Raw genomic sequence first — 18,816 nt, forward strand, 5'->3', positions numbered from 1 at the left:
GTCATGGCCAGATCCTTGACTGAATACCAGCGCAAGCGCAACTTCGCGATCACCTCGGAGCCGGCGACGGACAAGCCTTCCAGCAAATCCGCCTCGGCCCTGCGTTTCGTGATCCAGAAGCACGCTGCGCGCAACCTGCACTACGACTTTCGCCTGGAACTGGGCGGCAGCCTGAAAAGCTGGGCGGTGCCCAAGGGCCCGAGCCTGGACCCCAGGCAAAAACGCCTGGCGGTGCATGTCGAGGACCACCCGCTGAGCTATGGCAATTTCGAAGGCAGCATCCCCACCGGGCAATACGGCGCCGGCGACGTGATCGTCTGGGACCATGGCATCTGGCAACCCCATGACGACCCCGACGCCAGCTACCGGGCCGGCAAGCTCAAGTTCACCCTGATCGGCGAGAAGCTCGGCGGCGACTGGACCCTGGTGCGCACCCATATGCGCGGCAGCGGCGACAAGGAACAGTGGCTGCTGATCAAGGAGCAGGATGCCCAGGCACGACCGAGCGACGAGTACGACGTGGTCCAGGCCCTGCCCAGGAGCGTGCTCAGCGGTGCCACGGTGGGCGACAACAAGCGCGCCAAACCCCAGGCCGCGAAAAAAACCGCGAAGAAACCGCCAGGAAAAAAGGTCGTCGCCCTGCCGCAAAGCCTGGCGCCGCAGCTGGCAACCTTGGTGGACAAGGCGCCCAGCGGCGACTGGCGCTACGAGATCAAGTTCGACGGCTACCGGATCCTCGCGCGGATCCAGGACGACGAAGTGCGCCTGCTGACCCGCAACGGTCACGACTGGACCAGCCGCCTGCCCCAGCAAGCCAAGGCCCTGGCCGCCCTGAAGCTCAAGGACAGCTGGCTGGACGGCGAAATGGTGGTGCTCAATGACCAAGGCCTGCCGGACTTCCAGGCATTGCAGAACGCCTTCGATATCGGCCGCAGCGTGGACATCATCTATTACCTGTTCGACGCGCCCTTTCTGCAGGGCGAGGACCTGCGCGAAACGCCGGTGGAACAACGCCGTCAGGCACTCAAGCAGGCGCTCGGGCGCAAGTCGAGCAAGGTCCTGCGCTTTTCCGAAGCCTTTGCCGCCCATCACCAGGACATCCTCGAAAGCGCCTGCGCCCTGTCCCTCGAGGGGGTGATCGGCAAGCGGGCCGGCAGCCCCTATGTGTCGCGCCGCAGCGCCGACTGGATCAAGCTCAAATGCCGGCTGCGCCAGGAGTTCGTGGTGGTCGGCTATACCCGCCCGCAAGGTTCGCGCAGCGGCTTTGGCGCCCTGCTGCTGGGGGTCAACGACGCAAGCGGGCTGGTGTACGCCGGCCGGGTCGGAACCGGTTTCGACCAGAAGACCTTGAAGCAACTGCATGAGCGGATGCAGGAACTTGAACGGGATTCATCGCCACTGGCCAAGCCCCTGACCGCGGCCCAGGCCCGCGGCGTGCACTGGATCGAACCGCAACTGGTGGCCGAAGCCGAGTTCGCCGAGTGGACCCGCGAACAGGTGGTGCGCCAGGCAGCCTTCATCGCCCTGCGCAGCGATAAGCCGGCCAGCGAAATCGTCCGTGAGCGGCCACAGACCTTCAAGGCCGTCGAGACCCGCAGTCGGCATACGGCCTCCCATTCGGATAAATCGGCCGCCCACAGCGTCGCCGGGGTCAGAATCACCCACCCGGAACGGGTCATCGACCAGCAGTCCGGCACCACCAAGCTGCAACTGGCGCAGTTCTACGCCAGCATCGACCAGCAGATCCTGCCGCACCTGCGCGACCGGCCGGTGTCGCTGCTGCGGGCGCCTGAAGGAGTGGAAGGCGAGCAGTTTTTCCAGAAACATGCCGAGCACCTGGCCATCCCCAATATCCGTCACCTCGACCCGGCGCTGGACCCCGGCCACGCGCGACTGATGGAAATCGACAGTACGTCGGCGCTGATCGGCGCGGTGCAGATGGGCACCATCGAGCTGCACACCTGGGGCGCGACTCACGATCAGATCGAAACCCCGGACCTGTTCGTGCTCGACCTCGACCCGGACCCGGCCCTGCCCTGGAAAAGCATGCTGGAAGCCACCCAACTGACCCTGTCGGTGCTCGATGAGCTGGGCTTGCAGGCCTTCCTGAAAACCAGCGGCGGCAAAGGCATGCACCTGATCGTGCCGCTGGCGCGCAAGGCCGACTGGGAAACGGTCAAGGGCTTCGCCAAGGCCGTCGCGCAGTTCATGGCGCAGCAGTTGCCGGAACGCATCACCGCGACCATGGGCCCGAAAAACCGGGTCGGCAGGATCTTCGTCGATTACCTGCGCAACACCCGCGGCGCCAGCACCGTGGCCGCCTATTCGGTACGGGCGCGCCCGGGACTGCCGGTCTCGGTGCCTATCGCCCGGGATGAGCTGGGCGATGTCCGGCATGCCCAGCAGTGGAATGTGGCGAACCTGAGTCAGCGCCTGGAGGCCTTGACCGAGGATCCGTGGCACGGCTACGCCCATCGGCAGCGGATCACCGCGAAGATGTGGCAGCAATTGGGGGCGGACAAGCCTTGAGGAAGTGATGGCGGACAAACCTCGTTCCTGCAGAACCCATGCAGGAGCGAGGCTTGCCCGCGATCAGCGATTCGCCGGGCGGCGAATCAGATGAAGATGAACAGCAGCAACAGCGCAGCGAAGATCGCCCACTTTTCCAGGTAATAAAGCTTGCGGTTGCGCTTTTTCAGCTCTTTACCGCGCAGGCGGATCTTGTACAGCTTGGTGAAGGCGCGGTTCAGGCCCCCGGTGCGGTCGCCGGCATCGTTGGGCGCACCGGCGGCGGCCATCACGGTGCGGCTGAACCAGCGGTTGAAAGCGGCGGCCCAACGGTACTTCATCGGCCGCTCGACATCACAGAACAGGATGATGCGGTTCTGCTCGGTGGTGTTTTCCGCGTAGTGGATGTAGGTCTCGTCGAACATCACCGCTTCGCCATCGCGCCAGTGATACTTCTCACCGTCGACATTGATGTAGCAACCGGCGCTGTTGGGCGTTTCCAGGCCCAGGTGGTAACGGTAGGAACCGGCATAAGGGTCGCGGTGGCGCACCAGCTTCGAGCCCGGCGGCAGTTCGGCGAACATCGCCGCCTTGATCGAACCGATGCTCTGCACCAGTTCGGTGGTCCGCGGGCACAGCTTCATCGCCGAAGGATGGCTGTCGCCGTACCACTTGAGGTAGAAGCGCTTCCAGCCGGTCTTGAAGAACGAGTTGAAGCCGACGTCGTCGTACTGCTCCGAACGCTTGATCTCCCCGGCCCTGAGCAGGCTCTGGCCCTCGGCGCGGATTTCTTCCCAGTGGGCCTGCAACGGGCTCAGGTCGGGAAAGTCGGCCGGATCGAGGTACGGGCGGTTGGGGATCTTCGAGAACAGATAAAGGAAGCAGTTGATGGGAGCCAGGAAGCTCGAGTGATCACTCAGCTGGCGGCCCAGTTTATGGCGCACGCGACCACGCAGGTGCACATACGCGATGGATAGAACGTAAACAGCGGCAATGATGAGTTTCACGGAAATCGTCACATGTCAGAAGAGAACATACTGCGCCCCCCACTCGGGCCACCTGGGCCGGGGGTCATATGCAGCGTCCGAAAGCGATAAGAGGTCCTGATGGCGCGTCCCTGAGCCCATGCCAATGATGGCATGTGGCAACTGGTCCGCATTTTAGCCACAGTTTGTAACCAAAGGTTAACTCCGATTTGTGAAAATGTGTCCGCCCGCGGTGCCACGACCTAAGTCGCATTGCCCGGGACAAATCCGCAGCGGCGACTTTTACAACGGCTGGCGCTGAGCCGCCTGGATGAAAAATCCGTGGCTCGCCGTCATACAACTGCCGGCGCACATATGCGACAATGCGCGCCAAATTCCAACATGACCTCCCACCTTTATTGCCCAGCAACTTGGCCATAGCGTCCAGATGTTGCTGTCTACTTATGCTCGCTGGCTCGACTCTGGCGATGACCGGGGCGAAATGGAAACGCTCCAACATGCCCCGGGAATGACCCAAGAGCCAACACGATGCTCGCAACCCCTTGATAGGTAAAGTAATTGATCTCCACAGCTAACATCACGATGCAGTTCGGCGCCAAGCCGCTATTCGAGAACGTTTCGGTCAAGTTCAACGGCGGCAACCGCTATGGCCTGATCGGCGCCAACGGTTGCGGCAAATCGACTTTCATGAAAATCCTCGGCGGCGACCTCGAGCCGTCCGGCGGCCAGGTCATGCTGGAGCCGAACGTTCGCCTGGGTAAACTGCGCCAGGACCAGTTCGCCTACGAAGAGTTCACCGTGATCGACACCGTGATCATGGGTCACGAAGAGCTGTGGAAGGTCAAGGCCGAGCGCGACCGCATCTACTCGCTACCGGAAATGAGCGAAGAAGACGGCATGGCCGTGGCCGAGCTGGAAACCGACTTCGCTGAGATGGACGGCTACACCGCCGAATCCCGCGCCGGTGAACTGCTGCTGGGCCTGGGCATTCCCCTGGAACAGCATTTCGGCCCGATGACCGAAGTCGCTCCGGGCTGGAAACTGCGGGTCCTGCTGGCCCAGGCGCTGTTCTCCGATCCGGAAGTGCTGCTGCTCGACGAACCGACCAACCACCTGGACATCAACACCATCCGCTGGCTGGAAACGATTCTGACGGCGCGTAACAGCACCATGATCATCATTTCCCACGACCGTCACTTCCTCAACAGCGTCTGCACCCACATGGCCGACCTGGACTACGGCGAGCTGCGCCTGTTCCCGGGCAACTACGACGAGTACATGACCGCGGCGACCCAGTCCCGCGAGCAACTGCTGTCGGACAACGCCAAGAAGAAAGCCCAGATCGCCGAGCTACAGACCTTCGTCAGCCGCTTCTCGGCCAACGCCTCGAAAGCCAAGCAGGCCACCTCCCGCGCCAAGCAGATCGACAAGATCCAGCTGGCCGAGGTCAAGCCATCGAGCCGCGTCAGCCCGTTCATCCGCTTCGAACAGACCAAGAAGCTGCACCGCCAGGCCGTGACCATCGAGCAGATGTCCAAGGGCTTCGACGGCAAGACCCTGTTCAAGAACTTCAGCTTCACCGTCGAAGCCGGCGAGCGCGTGGCGATCATCGGCCCGAACGGCATCGGCAAGACCACCCTGCTGCGCACCCTGATGGGCGAGCTGACCCCGGACGCCGGTTCGGTGAAATGGACCGAAAGCGCCGAGCTGGGCTACTACGCCCAGGACCACGCCCATGACTTCGAAGACGACGTCAGCCTGTTCGACTGGATGGGCCAATGGACTCAAGGCGAGCAGATCATCCGTGGCACCCTGGGCCGCATGCTGTTCTCCAACGACGAGATCCTCAAGTCGGTGAAGGTCATCTCCGGTGGTGAGCAGGGCCGCATGCTGTTCGGCAAGCTGATCCTGCAAAAGCCCAACGTCCTGGTGATGGACGAACCGACCAACCACCTGGACATGGAATCCATCGAGGCGCTGAACCTGGCGCTGGAAAACTACCCGGGCACGCTGATCTTCGTCAGCCACGACCGTGAGTTCGTATCGTCCCTGGCCACTCGCATCATCGAGCTGAGCCCGAACGGCGTGACCGACTTCAGCGGCACCTACGACGACTACCTGCGCAGCCAGGGCGTGGTGTTCTAAGGAACGCCCGTTGCTTGCCAGTCTGAAAGCCCCGTCCTGGTGACGGGGCTTTTTTTGTCCGGCTATAAAAACATCGCGGGCAAGCGTGCGCACACGTTTCTGTAGGAGCGAGGCTTGCCCGCGATGACGTCCTCCCTGCCCCCACAAATAGCCGGCCATAAAGAAATCGTTAGCCTGCTTCCTTTTATTTCCAGCCCGCGCCATGATGCAGTTCTCCAACCGCCCGCCCGCGAACGAGCCCTCATGTCTGCGCAACAAAAGCCCGTGCCCAGCTCCATGGCGATCACCCTGCAGATCGTCTCCATCGTCTTCTATACCTTTATCGCGTTTCTCTGCATCGGCCTGCCAATCGCGGTATTACCCGGTTACGTCCACGGCGAGCTGGGCTTCAGTGCGGTGGTGGCCGGGCTGACCATCGGCGCGCAGTACCTGGCCACCCTCCTCAGCCGGCCCATGGCCGGGCGCCTGTCGGACAACCTCGGCACCAAACGTGCGATCGTCTACGGCCTGGCGGGGATTTTCCTCAGCGGGCTGCTGACCCTGGCGTCCACCCTGCTGCTGGCAATGCCGCTGCTCAGCCTGGGCATCCTGCTGCTCGGACGTTTGCTGTTGGGGGTGGCCCAGGGCCTGATCGGCGTGGGCACCATCAGCTGGTGCATGGGCCAGGTCGGCGCCGAACACACCGCGCGCTCGATTTCCTGGAACGGCATCGCCTCCTATGGCGCGATTGCCATCGGCGCGCCGCTGGGGGTGGTGATGGTCGCCGACTACGGTTTCGAAAGCCTGGGGCTGGCCTTGTCGCTGCTGGCGGCCCTGGCCCTGCTGCTGATCCGCAACAAGCCGTCGGTGCCGGTGATCCGTGGCGAGCGCCTGTCATTTCGCGCGGTGTTCGGCCGTATCGCGCCGTACGGCGCCGGCCTGAGCCTGGCGTCCATCGGCTACGGCACGTTGACCACCTTTATTACCCTGTTCTACCTCAGCCGTGGCTGGACCGGCGCGGCCTATTGCCTGACGGTATTCGGCGTCTGCTTTATCCTCTCGCGCCTGCTGTTCATCTCCAGCATCAGCCGTTTTGGTGGCTATCGCGCGGCCATCGCCTGCATGAGCATCGAGACCCTGGGCCTGATCCTGCTGTGGCTGGCGCCCTCGACGGCGTTCGCCATGATCGGCGCCGGGCTCGCCGGCTTCGGCCTGTCGCTGGTGTACCCGGCGCTGGGGGTGGAAGCGATCAAGCAGGTGCCCAGCACCAGCCGTGGCGCCGGCCTGAGCGCCTACGCGGTGTTTTTCGACCTGGCGCTGGCGATTGCCGGCCCTCTGATGGGCGCGGTGGCGTTGAACCTGGGTTATTCGTGGATTTTCTTCTGCGCGGCGCTGCTGTCGCTCAGCGCCCTGGGCCTGACCCTGCTGCTCATGCGCCGGGCCGACGCCTGACTCACTGATCCGCGGTCTGCATCCCGGCCCGGCTCGGCTTGCCCAGGGCCTGGGCAAAGAAGCGGCCGGCCTCGGCAATCAGACTACGGTGGATGTCCGCGCGGTCGACGCCATCGGCGTCGGTGCACAAGGCCGGCATGCTCAGTAACTGCTCCTCGGTGCACGGCGCCATGAACACGAAGTGCCCGGCCCCGGCCAACAGCCTGAAGTCCGGCGCCACCGGCAGCTTGCGGGCCAGGGCCGCGGCGTTCTTGTCCAGGGCCACCAGCTTGTCGACGTCGCCGCTGTACAGCAGCACCGGCACATGCACGCCAGACAGGGTCTGCCGCCCGAACTTGAGGCTCAACGGCGCCATCAGCAGCAAGGCCTGGACCCGCGGGTCGGCAACCGGTTGCAAGTCGTCGCGATCGACGATCAGCTCGCCCTGGGTATTGCAGGCATCGTGATCGTCGGGGCGCTCCTGGCAATAGCGGCGCAAACGGTCCAGGTCGGGAGTCGCCCCGGACAGGATCAGCGCGGTTTCACCGCCGGCCGAGTAACCGATGACCCCGACCTGCCCGGCATTGACGAAAGGCGACAGCATCGGGTCGGCCAGGGTCGCGGTGATGGCTTCGGAAATCTGGATCGGCCGGCCATAGAGATTGCTCAGGGTGCCCAGCCGGCTGTGATCCTTGTAGTTGTCACCCGGATGAATCACCGCCACCACCACGAAGCCCTTGCGCGCCAGCGAGGTGGCCAGGTCGTGCAGGGCCAGCGGCGTGCCGGTATTGCCGTGGGACAGCATCAACAGCGGAAAGCGGCCGATGGCGATCTTCGAATCCCGGGAGGCGGCAATCTGGTAACCCTCGACCTTGCTGTGGTGCTCAATGCCGGTGGAGGGATAGAAGGCAATGGCGCGCATCGGCTGCTGGTCCAGCGGGTCGAGAAAGCTCATCTCATGGAAACCCACGCTCCAATGTGGATGGGGCGCGGGCGCGGCGTGCACGATAATCGGGCCGCCAAGCAGGCAGATCAGTGACATTGCCCAAAGACGCATCATGGATGCACCACCTTCCCTACCTGATGAAAACGCCGGTTCATTGCTTCACTGGCCAGGGTTTCGCTGGCCTGATGCCTGGGTTGTCGGCCGGATCACGCCGCTGTATGCGCTGCAATCTGCATAACCCGGGCCAGAACGAAAAAAGCACGAACACGAAAAACTCCGTATCCCGCTGCCTGGAGGGCATCAGAATACAGAGTTTAAAGGGCCTTGCCTGGGGCGTAAGCGACTTTTACACAAGCCTTACGCGGCAGCGAAAAGTTGCTCGCTGATTTGCGCCTGGGCGTCGTTCAAGGCCTTGGTGCGGACTTCGTCGCCATAAGCCAGGCCGTGGGCGCGGACGAATTCGATGTCGGTGATGCCGAGGAAACCGAACAGCACTTTCAGGTAGTCCTCGTGAGCCACGCCAGTGGCCTGGCCGGCGTGCAGACCGCCGGAGGTGGAGACCACCACGACTTTCTTGCCACCGCACAGGCCTTCAGGGCCGGCTTCGGTGTAGCGGAAGGTCTGGCCGGCCACGGCGATGCGGTCGATCCAGGACTTGAGTTGGGTCGGAATGGTGAAGTTGTACATAGGCGCGGCGATCACCACGGCGTCGGCGGCCTGGAATTCGGCGAGGGTCGAAGCGCTCAGCTCGGCTTCGTGCTGCTGGGCGGCGTTACGCACTTCGGCCGGGGTACCGGCGGCCACCAGGGTGGCAGAGCTGAAATGGCTGATGGCGTCGGCGGCCAGGTCGCGGTAGGTCACCTCAACGCTGGCGTCGGCGTTTTTCCAGGCCTTGACCACGCTTTCGCTCAACTGACGGGAAGCCGAGTTGTCACCAAGGATGCTCGAATCGATATGCAGCAGTTTCATCTGGGATTCTCCAAGTGAGGATCGCCACCGGGCGATCAATTGAGGACAATCCTACAGATGAAACCAATAGCTGATTAGTCGGCACAAATGCGATAGTTTGTCCCATCAGCAGGACAGTCGAGTCATTCTATGCAAGACCTCAACGATCTTTATTACTTCGCCAAGGTGGTGGAAGCCGGTGGTTTCGCCGCCGCCGGGCGTTTACTCGGGGTGCCCAAATCCCGTTTGTCGCGGCGTATCGCCGAGCTGGAAGAGCGGCTGCACACCCGCTTGCTGCAACGCACCACCCGCCAACTGAAGCTGACCGCGGTCGGCGAGCGTTACCTGCGCCACTGCCAGGCCATGCTGCTGGAAGCGGAAATGGCCGACGAGGCCGTGGCCAGCATGTCCAGTGAACCTCGCGGGCGCCTGCGGGTGTCCTGTCCGGTCGGCCTGGCCCATCATATGTTGCCGACTGTCATCAGTTCCTTCCTCGAGCAATACCCCCAGGTCCAGCTCGACATGCAGTTGCTCAACCGCCGGGTCGACGTGGTCGCCGAAGGCATCGACGTGGCGCTGCGGGTTCGCGAGCATGGCGACGAAGATCCGTTGCTGGTGACCCGGCGCCTGCGCCAGGCGCAGACTGTGATGGTCGCCAGCCCGGCGTTCGCCCGCGAATGGCCGATCCACAGTCCCGAAGACCTGCACAAGGTGCCGGTGCTGGGTGCCCTGGAGGCCGACCGCATGGTGCATCTGCGCATGCTCGACGCCCAGGGCGAGAAATGCGACCTGGTCCTGGAAGCACGCCTGGGCATCGACGATTTTCTGGTGCGCCGCTCCTGCGCCCTCGCCGGCCTTGGCTGTACCATCCTGCCGATGATGTATTGCGAGGAAGAACTGCAGACCGGGCAGCTGGTGCAACTGCTGCCGCAATGGTCATTGCCTGGCGGTTGGCTGCAGGCGGTCTACCCTCACCGGCGCGGGGTATTGCCAGCGGTAAGGGCCTGGATCGAGCATGTCAGCGAAGCGTTCAAAGGCTGCGGAGACCGAACGTTATGACGGCCGCGATAAAAGGAAAAACCATGACTGAAGCGGATGTGGCGCAATTCTGCCTGGACTTGCCGGGTGCGCGCGAAGACTACAAATGGGGCGGCGTGCGGGTGTTTTCCGTGGCCGGCAACAAGATGTTCGCCCTGCAGAACCTGCGGGGCGAGTCACTGGCGTTCAAGGTGGACAAGGAGCTGTTCCTCGGCCATGTCGACCGTCCCGGCATTGCGCCGGCGCCGTACCTGGCCCGGGCGCACTGGATCATCATGCAGACGCCCTACCCGCTGGGCGCCGGCGAGCTGCAGGACTTGCTGCAGCGTTCGCACCAGTTGGTGGTGAGCAAGCTGCCCAAGCGGGTACAGGTCGGGTTGTTACTCTAGAACAGCGAGAACAGGCTGCCTTCGAGAAACAGCCGGTCGATCCAGAACACCTGGTGCAGCAGCACGATCAGCCAGAACACCAGTTGATAGGACAGCTTGCGGGTCTTGTGGCGAAAGGCCTGTTGCGCCAGCAAGGCGCCTGGCCAGCCACCGGCCAGTTCCACGGCATGCAGGACGTTTTCCGGGGTCCGCCAGCTGTCGCTGCGGGCCTTGCGCTTGTCGCTCCAGTAGAGGAAGAACGTCAGCACGCTGACCGCGCCGTAGGCCGCCAGCGGCACCCAGGAAATCCCCTTCACACCCAATAGCAGCGAGCCGCACAGGGGCAAGGCGCAGAGCAGCAGGAAAACCACCGCCTTGAGCCGTGGCTGCTGGATCCGTGCCCCGGCGGCTTCGCCGGGGCGGTTCTGGTTGCGTGCGTTCATCAGGAATGGACCGCGGTCCAGTCGACCCAGCCGAACTGCCAGGTGGCGAGGATCACCAGGCCGAAGGCAATGCGATACCAGGCAAAGGCCGCGTAGCTGTGGTTGGCGATGAACTTGAGCAGGCCCCTGACCGCGATCATCGCGAAGATGAACGAGGTGATGAAACCAACGGCGAACACCGGCAGGTCGTCCGGCTGGAACAGGTTGCGGTATTTGTAGCCCGAGTAGACCGCGGCACCGACCATGGTCGGCATGGCCAGGAAGAACGAGAACTCGGTGGCGGTCTTGCGCGACAGGCCGAACAGCAGGCCGCCGATAATCGTGGAGCCCGAGCGCGAGGTGCCTGGAATCATCGCCAGGCACTGGGCGAAACCAACCTTCAAGGCATCTTTCCAGCTGATCTCATCCACGCTGTTGGCATGTATTTCATGCTGCCGGCGTTCGGCCCAGAGCATGACCAGGCCACCCACCACCAGCGCCGTGGCGACGGTGATCGGGTTGAACAGGTATTCATGGATCAGGTCGGCGAAGATCACCCCCAGGACCACGGCGGGCATGAAGGCGATCAGCAGGTTGATGGTGAAACGCTGGGCGTTGCGCTGGGTCGGCAGGCCGGTGACCACGTCAAGGATCTTGCGGCGAAACTCCCAGACCACCGCGAGAATGGCCCCCAGCTGAATGATGATGTTGAACGCCATGGCGCGCTCGCCACCGAAGTTGAGCAAGTCCGCAACGATAATCTGGTGGCCGGTACTGCTGATGGGCAGAAACTCTGTCAGCCCTTCCACAATCCCTAAAATCAATGCCTGTACGGCGGTCCAAAGCTCCATCAATCCCCCGAAGGTCATGCCGTGGCATGCCTTTTTAGTTTTTCTTCAATGTTCACTGACACGTGCGTCGCGACTTCACAGCCGCAATAGGATCATCAGCACCCCTGAAAATTCCGTGAAAAATCAGCCGGATTCAGGTTTTTCGCGATGAGGCCGAAATCCTAGCAGACAGACGCGAGAAACGCTGTCGCGTTGCGAGAATCCGATGGACCTGACTGCAAGGAGCGCATGACGGATGTACAGGGTGTTTCCATTACAAGAACAACAATCGGGAGTGACAGATTCATGAACAGCTTACGCAGAATGTCGATCAGCCGCCGGCTGTGGCTGATCCTGATTGTGGCGGTACTGATGCTGATGACCCTGGGCATGCTGATGCTCAAGCAGATCAATGAGGACCTGTACCAGGCCAAGGTCCAGAAGACCCAGCATGTGGTGCAGACCGCCAACGGCGTGCTGGCTTATTTCCAGGGCCTGGAAAGCGCCGGCAGCCTCGATCGCGCGACGGCGCAGAAGCAGGCACTGAGCGCCATACGCGGCCTGCGCTACGACCAGAGCGACTACTTCTGGATCAACGACCTGACCCCGGTCATGGTCATGCACCCGACCAACCCCAAGCTCGACGGCCAGAACCTCTCGGCCATTCGCGACCCGGACGGTCTTGCCCTGTTCAACGAAATGGTGGCCATCGCCAAGGCCAAGGGCGCCGGCATGATCAACTATCGCTGGCCGAAACCGGGCGCCAGCGAGCCAGTGCAGAAGACCTCCTATGTCCAGCTGTTCCAGCCCTGGGGCTGGATCATCGGTTCGGGGGTGTACATCGATGACGTGCAGGCCGAGTTCCGCAGCCAGGTGGTGAAAGCCTCGGTCGTCGGTATCGCCATTGCCCTGCTCATGGCCCTGCTGGTGCTACTGATCGCTCGCAGCATCGTCCGCCCGTTGCAGGAAACCGTGCACGCCATGGCCAACATCGCCAGCGGCGAAAGCGACCTGACCCGCACCCTCGACACCCACGGCCAGGACGAAGTCACCGAACTGGCCCGGCACTTCAACGGCTTCACCGCCAAGCTGCGTCTTGTCGTCAGCCAGTTGCAGGTGTCGGCCAGCGCCCTGGCGCAATCCTCCGCCGACCTGGGCAGCAACGCCAGCCAGGCCCAGGAGCGCAGCCAGCAGCAGTCGCAGCAGATGGAGCTGGTGGCCACCGCCATCAACGAAGTGACCTACGGCGTACAGGACGTGGCGAAGAATGCCGAGCACGCCGCCAGCGAGATGCGCGACGCCGAGGCCCAGGCCCAGCAGGGCCAGGTGAATATCGACGGCAGCCTGCAACAGATCGACCGGCTCTCGGCCACCATCGACCAGGCCGTGGAAGTGATTCGCACCCTGGCCCAGGAAAGCACCCAGATCGGCAGCGTGCTGGAGGTGATCCACTCGATCGCCGAACAGACCAACCTGCTGGCGCTCAACGCGGCGATCGAAGCCGCGCGGGCCGGCGAACAGGGTCGTGGCTTTGCCGTGGTGGCCGATGAAGTGCGCCTGCTGGCCCAGCGGACGCAGAAGTCCACCGCCGAGATCCAGTCGATGATCGAGCGCCTGCAAGGGCACTCGGAAGCCGCGGTGAAAGTCATCGGCGACAGCAGCCGGGCTTCGCAACAAACCATCGAGCAGGCCGGGCTGGCCGGGGAAAGCCTGAATGCCATCGGCCAGGCCCTGCGCAACCTCAATGGGCTGAACGCCTCCATCGCCAGCGCCACCCTGCAACAGGCCCATGTGGTCGAAGACATCAACCAGAACGTGACCCAGGCCGCCGGCCTGTCCCACAGCACGGCCCTGGCGGCCGAGCAGTCCAGTGCCGCCAGCCTGCACCTGAAAGAGCTGAGCGAGCAGCTCAACGGCCTGTTGCGCCAGTTCCGGGTCTGAGACGTTCCGTTGGCGGGGTTCGCCCCGCCACGGTTGCCGGCCTTCACTAACATGCAAGGCCGCTTCTGGTTACAATCCGCACCCTCCTCCGCTTCCAGGTAGTTTTCATGTCCGGGCTTGAACTGTTCGCCGCTGCACTCGGCGTGATCGCCGTCTGGCTGACAGTCAGACAGAACCCCTGGTGCTGGCCGATCGGCCTGGTCATGGTGCTGCTGTACAGCTGGATCTTCTTCGAAGTGAAGCTGTATTCGGACATGCTGCTGCAAGTGGTCTACGCCGCCCTGCAACTCTATGGCTGGTGGCAATGGACCCGTGGCGGCGCCAGCCATCAGGGGCGTCCGGTCAGCCTGCTAGGGCCCCGCTCGATGCTGTTCGGCCTGAGCCTCGGAGCCGTCGGCAGCCTGCTGCTGGGAGCGGCCATGGCCCATTGGACCGATGCCGCGCAACCCTGGCTGGACGCCGCGCTGACCGGCTTCAGCCTGGTGGCGCAATGGTGGATGGCGCAGAAGCGCGTGCAATGCTGGCCGCTGTGGATTGCCGTCGACGTGATTTTTGTCGGCCTGTTCATCTACAAGGACCTGTACCTGACAGCGGCACTGTACGGGCTGTTCACCCTGCTGGCCGTGCAGGGCTGGCGTGCCTGGCGGGCCGACCCGGCGCTGCGCCCGGCATGAAGGTCCTGGTGCTGACCGGCCCCGAGTCCAGTGGCAAAAGCTGGCTCAGCGGCCACTTGCAGGCGCGCTTCGGTGGCATCCAGGTGGGCGAGTACGTCCGCCATTTCATCGAACAGCATCGGCGCGACACCTGCCTGGCGGATATCCCGGAGATTGCCCGCGGCCAGTTGGCCTGGGAAGACCAGGCCCGGGCGCAACACCCGCCGCTGCTGATTCTCGACACGCACCTGCTGAGCAATATGCTCTGGAGCCAGGCCCTGTTCGGCGCCTGCCCGGACTGGCTGGAACCCGAGCTGCTGGCTCGCTGCTATGACCTGCACCTGCTACTCTCCCCGGAAGATGTCGGCTGGAGCAACGACGGCCAGCGCTGCCAACCCGAACTGAGCGAGCGCCTGGCCTTCTTCAAGGCCACCGGTGATTGGCTGGTGCAACACCAGCAGCCCTTCGAAGTGATTCGCGGCGATTGGGAAGCCCGTCGGCAACGGGCATTCGAGCTGGTCGAGCGCCTGCTTCAGGGTTGACCGAATACCTTTCGTGTCCGCGTTTTTTTCTCCTGCACAAGCAGGACAAATGTCCACTCCTGAAACACCCGCCGCTGCGCAAAGCGGCCAATTCAAAGGGCTTCTCATTGCCCTTCAGCCATCTGTTAAAACGCTGATACAACCCGACGCGAGCCTCCCGATCCAGAGCGTCGCCACGGTACTGCCGGGCTACCGGAGGCGGCACCGGTCTCATCGTTGAAACACTCCTGTCCCTGTAACGCCCTTGGTTATTCGTAACCTGTTGAATTTTTGAAACAATCAAAAAAGCGGCACGGCTTCTGCTCTCTACCCTCGCAACGCCGGCTAGGGCCAGCGACAGAAGAAGGGAATGCTGCCGTGGAGAATCGCAATTCAGCTCTGACCCACCTCCTGCTGATCGGCTGCGCCATTAGCTCGCTGCTCAGCCTCCCGGTCCAGGCTGCCGACGACATCAGGGACGGCAGGATCGTTCTCGACCGCGACGTTCAACCTCGTAGCGTCGGCCGCCCTCCGCTGCATCCAGATCCCTACCCGACCACCGTCAATGCCAACCCTTCGGCCCGGGTCAAACAGATGACCAGCAACACCGAATTGAGCGACGGCGATTTTGCCGGGGTCAGCAGCGGTTCCACGATCAGCAGCAGCGTCATGCCCAACGGCGTCAACCTGCAGGGGCTGAACAGCGTCGCCAACCCCAACGGCATGGCCGGCATGAGCGCCGGCCACGGCGGCGGCAGCGGTGGCGCCATCTCCGGCACCATCAACCGCTCGCTGAATTCTGGCCTGGCTCCTTTGGGCAGACTGGCCGGAGGCCAATGAGATGATTCGCACCCTCGTATTGCTTGCCCTGTTCGGCTGCCCTTCGGCAATGGCCGACCCAGGCATCCAGGCGGTGGACACCGCCACCCTTCACAACTCCGGCGCCCGCTACAACGGCAACTTCAACGTCAACCAGGCCGCCGGCGACCAGCAGCAACAGACCAACACGCGCGCCATCGCCATCGGCACCGACGCCCAGGCCACCACCGTGGTCCGGCAGAAGCTCGGCACGCCGGCCAGCAGCGCGATCGACGCCACCAGCAGCATCGGCGGCAACGCTTTCAGCAACGGCAACGGGGTCCTGGGCGTGAACCAGGGAGCCGGGGCCAACAACCAGATGGTCAACGCAATGCGGGTGAGCATCAGTGCCCAGCCGCAAAGCATCGACGACAGCGTCCTGTCCCAACAGAACGTGACGCTGTTACCAGGCTCGGGAGCAACTGACGCTTCCAAAGGCAGCCGCCAGGTCGTTACCAGCGACCAGGCCTTCACCGGCAGCCGGGGAGTGATTCAGGTGAACCAGAGTGCCGGGGTGGGGAACCGAATGGCTAACACCCTGAGCATACGGGTCGCTGACTGACCCGCAGCAGTGCGATTGGAAGGTACCAACACTTAACCAACTAAATAAGCACGGAGAAACACCATGAAACCTACAATGGCTCTCAAGCCACTGGTTTTTGCCCTCGCCGCAGTCATGGCGATCGCCGCACATGCGGGCAACGACGACAATCACGGAGGTCACGGCGGTCATGGCGGCCACGGTGGCCATGGCGGTCACAATGGTCACCACGGTGGTCATGGCGGTCATGGCGGTCATGGAGGCCACGACGGTCTAGACCTCAAAACCAAGCTGCAAATCACCGCCGGAGCCGTGGCCAACGTAACCGATGAGCAGTTCAGCTCGGGCAACAGCGTCAGCAACCGCGGCACCAACAACAACGCCGACGCCAGCGACTCGATGAACAACTCCAACGGCAACATGGGCGCCAACGTGGCTGCCGGCGCCGGCAACCAACAAGACAACGCCGTCGCCCTGGCCACCGCCGATGAAAGCTTCATCTTCGGCAGCGCGGTAGCCACTTCCAGCGCTACCCAGACCAACACCAACAACACGGTGAAAAACTGGTCCACGCAAAACAACGCAACACTCGACAATGCTGGCAACGGCGGCTCCGGCAACATCGGCATCAACGTCACCGCCGGCGACCTCAACCAACAGAAAAACAACCTGGCAATCGCCGTATCCGGCGGACGCGTAGCGACCGCATCGGCTTCGGCCGACCAGACCGTCACTGGCCTGGACGTGGACAACAAGGGTGTGCGTACCTACAAAAAAGACACCCTTACCAGTGAGTTCAATGCCTCCGGCACCTACAAAGGCACCGGCTACGGCAAGATCCAGGGCGACGACGATCACCATGGCGGTGGTCATCATGGCTACGGCGATCGTAGTGGTGGCTACGATAACGACGATCAGAAGTTCACCTTCAAGGAACAAGGCACGATCGAACTTTCCGGCGTCTGGACGAAGCAAGTGCTGACCAAAGACGGCTGGAAAAACCCTGTGATCAACAACGCGTCGATGTCTGGCTCGATGAACGGCTTCTCCGGCAACGGCGGCGCCAACGTCTCGGCGGGTGTCGGCAACCAACAAAGCAACTCGCTGTCCATCGCTGCCGGCTGCAGAGCCTGCCTGTAATCACGAGCGTGACGAAAGCCCCGGAAACGGGGCTTTTCCACAGTCCCACAAGGCGTAGCGATCATGCGAATGGCGACCTTCTCCCTTTTGCTTTGTCTGACGGGCCTGGCTCAGGCCGCACAGATGCCAGTGGCCGTATTGCCGGGCGGAAACCTGGTGTACAAGCAGGTGCAGAGCGTACGGGAGCGCAAATTCGCCGACCTGGTCGAGCAGAAAACCGACTTCAGCTGCGGCGCCGCCGCGCTGGCGACGGTACTGCGCCAGGCCTACTGGCTCGACGTCGATGAGGAGCAGGTCATCAAGGGCATGCTGGCCACCGCCGACCAGGACCTTGTGCGTACCCAGGGTTTCTCCATGCTGGACATGAAGCGCTACCTGGAAAGCATCGGCATGCGCGCCCGGGGCTACCGGATACCTCCCGACAAACTGCAGGCGGTCTCCATTCCGGTGGTGGTACTGATGGACATTCGTGGTTACAAGCACTTCGTGGTCATGCAGCGGGCATACAAAGACTGGGTCTATATCGGCGACCCCGTCCTCGGCCATAAACGCTACTCCCACGAAGACTTTGTCAAAGGCTGGAACGGTATCGTCTTCGCCATCGTCGGCCCCGGCTACGACAAGGCCAACGCCTTGCTCGACCCGCCCAACCCGCTGACCGCAAAGAACAAGCTGGATACCTTCAACCCGGTCAAAGACGCAGAACTGATGGAATTCGGTTTCATTCAGAGCGACTTCTTCTAGGGTCGCCCTAAGGATAAAGGGGCAGGATGCTCCGGGAGCAGCAGATGAAAAGCGCTTACTGGCTGGCCGCTGCCTGCCTGGTCACAAGTTTTCCTGCGTACGCCAACGCAGGGTTCAAGCCTATAGAAATCAAGGACCAGGAACTCTCCGAGCTCCGCGGTCGCTACGTCATGCCGGGGCGGATCATCAGCTTCGGCATTGTCATGAGCAGCACCTGGCGCAACGCCTCGGGCGATCTGATCGGCGCCACGACCTCGATGCAGATCCAGCAATCGACGATCAAGCCGGAATTCTATGTCTCCACGATCACCGAAACCGGCAACGGCTCGACGCCGACCCAGGGCTCGGGCAACGTGATCGGCGGCGCGGGCCTGGCCACCACCCAGGGTGTGACCCAGAGCGTGCGCGCGGCGGGCGATGGCAACACCGCCTATAACAACCTTTCCATCGACGTCAAGGAAGCCAGCCATGCTCCGGCGCTGGTGCCGGCGCAAGGCCAGCTATTGATGAGCGGGCAAACCATCAGCGGCAGCAACGCCGCGGGCAGCGTGGCCGTGTCCGCCACCGGTGGCGGCATCCAGATGGCCATCCAGGCCAATAACAACCAGGGCTCGGCCGTGCAACAAGTGGCCCAGGGCGGCTTGCTGCAGAACACCCGCCTGCTGGGCGACAGCAACCTGGTCAGCAACATGACCCAACTGAACGTGGTGCTCAACAATAACGGGGCGAGTACTGGCGCGTTGGATTGCAACCTGACCCAGCTCAAGGGCCTTCGCAACCTGGGATATTGAACTACGCTGATTCTCGATCATTAGGC

At 62.8% G+C, this 18,816-nt stretch carries 18 protein-coding genes; 13 read left to right on the top strand and 5 right to left on the bottom strand.

Annotated elements, in window-relative coordinates; genetic code table 11:
• Positions 1-3 precede the first annotated feature (3 nt).
• Positions 4-2,529 carry a DNA ligase D gene (ligD, locus tag PVZ78_RS22100; RefSeq protein ID WP_273829268.1) on the top strand — a complete coding sequence of 842 codons (2,526 nt, stop codon included), beginning with the start codon at positions 4-6 and terminating at the stop codon, positions 2,527-2,529.
• Positions 2,530-2,615: 86 nt separating this feature from the next.
• On the opposite strand, the gene lpxO is transcribed toward ligD, so the two are convergent.
• On the bottom strand, positions 2,616-3,515 hold the full coding sequence (lpxO, locus tag PVZ78_RS22105; RefSeq protein ID WP_009048901.1) for a lipid A hydroxylase LpxO: 900 nt from the start codon (positions 3,513-3,515) through the stop codon (positions 2,616-2,618).
• A gap of 537 nt (positions 3,516-4,052) precedes the next feature.
• On the opposite strand from lpxO, the gene PVZ78_RS22110 reads away from it, so the two are divergent.
• Positions 4,053-5,639: an ABC-F family ATPase gene (locus tag PVZ78_RS22110; protein WP_009043780.1), complete on the top strand. Its 1,587-nt coding sequence runs from the start codon at positions 4,053-4,055 to the stop codon at positions 5,637-5,639.
• Between the two features lie 243 nt (positions 5,640-5,882).
• Entirely contained in the window at positions 5,883-7,070 is a 1,188-nt protein-coding gene (locus PVZ78_RS22115) for an MFS transporter (RefSeq protein ID WP_053268989.1), read from the top strand.
• A 1-nt stretch (position 7,071) separates the two neighbouring features.
• On the opposite strand, the gene PVZ78_RS22120 is transcribed toward PVZ78_RS22115, so the two are convergent.
• Together PVZ78_RS22120 and PVZ78_RS22125 are read right to left on the bottom strand one after the other, a co-directional pair.
• Entirely contained in the window at positions 7,072-8,109 is a 1,038-nt protein-coding gene (locus tag PVZ78_RS22120) for an alpha/beta hydrolase family protein (RefSeq protein WP_009048899.1), read from the bottom strand.
• A 243-nt stretch (positions 8,110-8,352) separates the two neighbouring features.
• Positions 8,353-8,964, bottom strand: coding sequence for an FMN-dependent NADH-azoreductase (locus tag PVZ78_RS22125; protein WP_273829269.1), 612 nt, complete (start codon positions 8,962-8,964; stop codon positions 8,353-8,355).
• A gap of 129 nt (positions 8,965-9,093) precedes the next feature.
• Here PVZ78_RS22125 and PVZ78_RS22130 point away from each other — a divergent pair, with 129 nt between their 5' ends.
• On the top strand, positions 9,094-10,002 hold the full coding sequence (locus tag PVZ78_RS22130) for a LysR substrate-binding domain-containing protein (protein WP_009048897.1): 909 nt from the start codon (positions 9,094-9,096) through the stop codon (positions 10,000-10,002).
• A 23-nt stretch (positions 10,003-10,025) separates the two neighbouring features.
• Positions 10,026-10,370 carry an MmcQ/YjbR family DNA-binding protein gene (locus PVZ78_RS22135; protein ID WP_009048896.1) on the top strand — a complete coding sequence of 115 codons (345 nt, stop codon included), beginning with the start codon at positions 10,026-10,028 and terminating at the stop codon, positions 10,368-10,370.
• On the opposite strand, the gene PVZ78_RS22140 is transcribed toward PVZ78_RS22135, so the two are convergent.
• Positions 10,367-10,792 carry a DUF1294 domain-containing protein gene (locus PVZ78_RS22140; protein WP_009048895.1) on the bottom strand — a complete coding sequence of 142 codons (426 nt, stop codon included), beginning with the start codon at positions 10,790-10,792 and terminating at the stop codon, positions 10,367-10,369. The two genes, PVZ78_RS22135 and PVZ78_RS22140, sit on opposite strands and share 4 nt — an antisense overlap.
• Complete coding sequence (locus PVZ78_RS22145) at positions 10,792-11,622, bottom strand: undecaprenyl-diphosphate phosphatase (RefSeq protein ID WP_009048894.1); 831 nt, start codon at positions 11,620-11,622, stop codon at positions 10,792-10,794. The genes PVZ78_RS22140 and PVZ78_RS22145 overlap by 1 nt, the downstream gene beginning before the upstream one ends.
• Positions 11,623-11,907: 285 nt before the next feature.
• On the opposite strand from PVZ78_RS22145, the gene PVZ78_RS22150 reads away from it, so the two are divergent.
• The 8 genes from PVZ78_RS22150 to PVZ78_RS22185 all read left to right on the top strand — a co-directional run bounded on the left by PVZ78_RS22150 (position 11,908) and on the right by PVZ78_RS22185 (position 18,790).
• Positions 11,908-13,542, top strand: coding sequence for a methyl-accepting chemotaxis protein (locus PVZ78_RS22150; RefSeq protein WP_110175784.1), 1,635 nt, complete (start codon positions 11,908-11,910; stop codon positions 13,540-13,542).
• 107 nt (positions 13,543-13,649) lie between these two features.
• The gene (pnuC, locus tag PVZ78_RS22155) at positions 13,650-14,216 is read left to right on the top strand and encodes a nicotinamide riboside transporter PnuC (protein WP_009048892.1); all 567 of its coding nucleotides are present in this window, start codon (positions 13,650-13,652) and stop codon (positions 14,214-14,216) included.
• Entirely contained in the window at positions 14,213-14,737 is a 525-nt protein-coding gene (locus PVZ78_RS22160; protein ID WP_009048891.1) for an AAA family ATPase, read from the top strand. Before pnuC ends, PVZ78_RS22160 begins: the two co-directional genes overlap by 4 nt.
• Before the next feature lie 357 nt (positions 14,738-15,094).
• On the top strand, positions 15,095-15,556 hold the full coding sequence (locus tag PVZ78_RS22165; RefSeq protein WP_135006553.1) for a hypothetical protein: 462 nt from the start codon (positions 15,095-15,097) through the stop codon (positions 15,554-15,556).
• A gap of 1 nt (position 15,557) precedes the next feature.
• A complete protein-coding gene (locus PVZ78_RS22170) occupies positions 15,558-16,136 on the top strand; it encodes an adhesin (protein ID WP_124340118.1) in 579 nt (192 codons plus the stop codon).
• Between the two features lie 63 nt (positions 16,137-16,199).
• On the top strand, positions 16,200-17,255 hold the full coding sequence (locus tag PVZ78_RS22175) for a heme utilization protein (RefSeq protein WP_273829270.1): 1,056 nt from the start codon (positions 16,200-16,202) through the stop codon (positions 17,253-17,255).
• A 63-nt stretch (positions 17,256-17,318) separates the two neighbouring features.
• Positions 17,319-17,999, top strand: coding sequence for a C39 family peptidase (locus PVZ78_RS22180; protein ID WP_009048887.1), 681 nt, complete (start codon positions 17,319-17,321; stop codon positions 17,997-17,999).
• A gap of 44 nt (positions 18,000-18,043) precedes the next feature.
• A complete protein-coding gene (locus PVZ78_RS22185; protein WP_039968451.1) occupies positions 18,044-18,790 on the top strand; it encodes a hypothetical protein in 747 nt (248 codons plus the stop codon).
• The last annotated feature ends 26 nt before the right edge of the window (positions 18,791-18,816 follow it).

Origin of the sequence: Pseudomonas sp. SBT1-2, assembly GCF_028640875.1 — a bacterium.
Classification (GTDB): domain Bacteria; phylum Pseudomonadota; class Gammaproteobacteria; order Pseudomonadales; family Pseudomonadaceae; genus Aquipseudomonas; species Aquipseudomonas chlororaphis_I.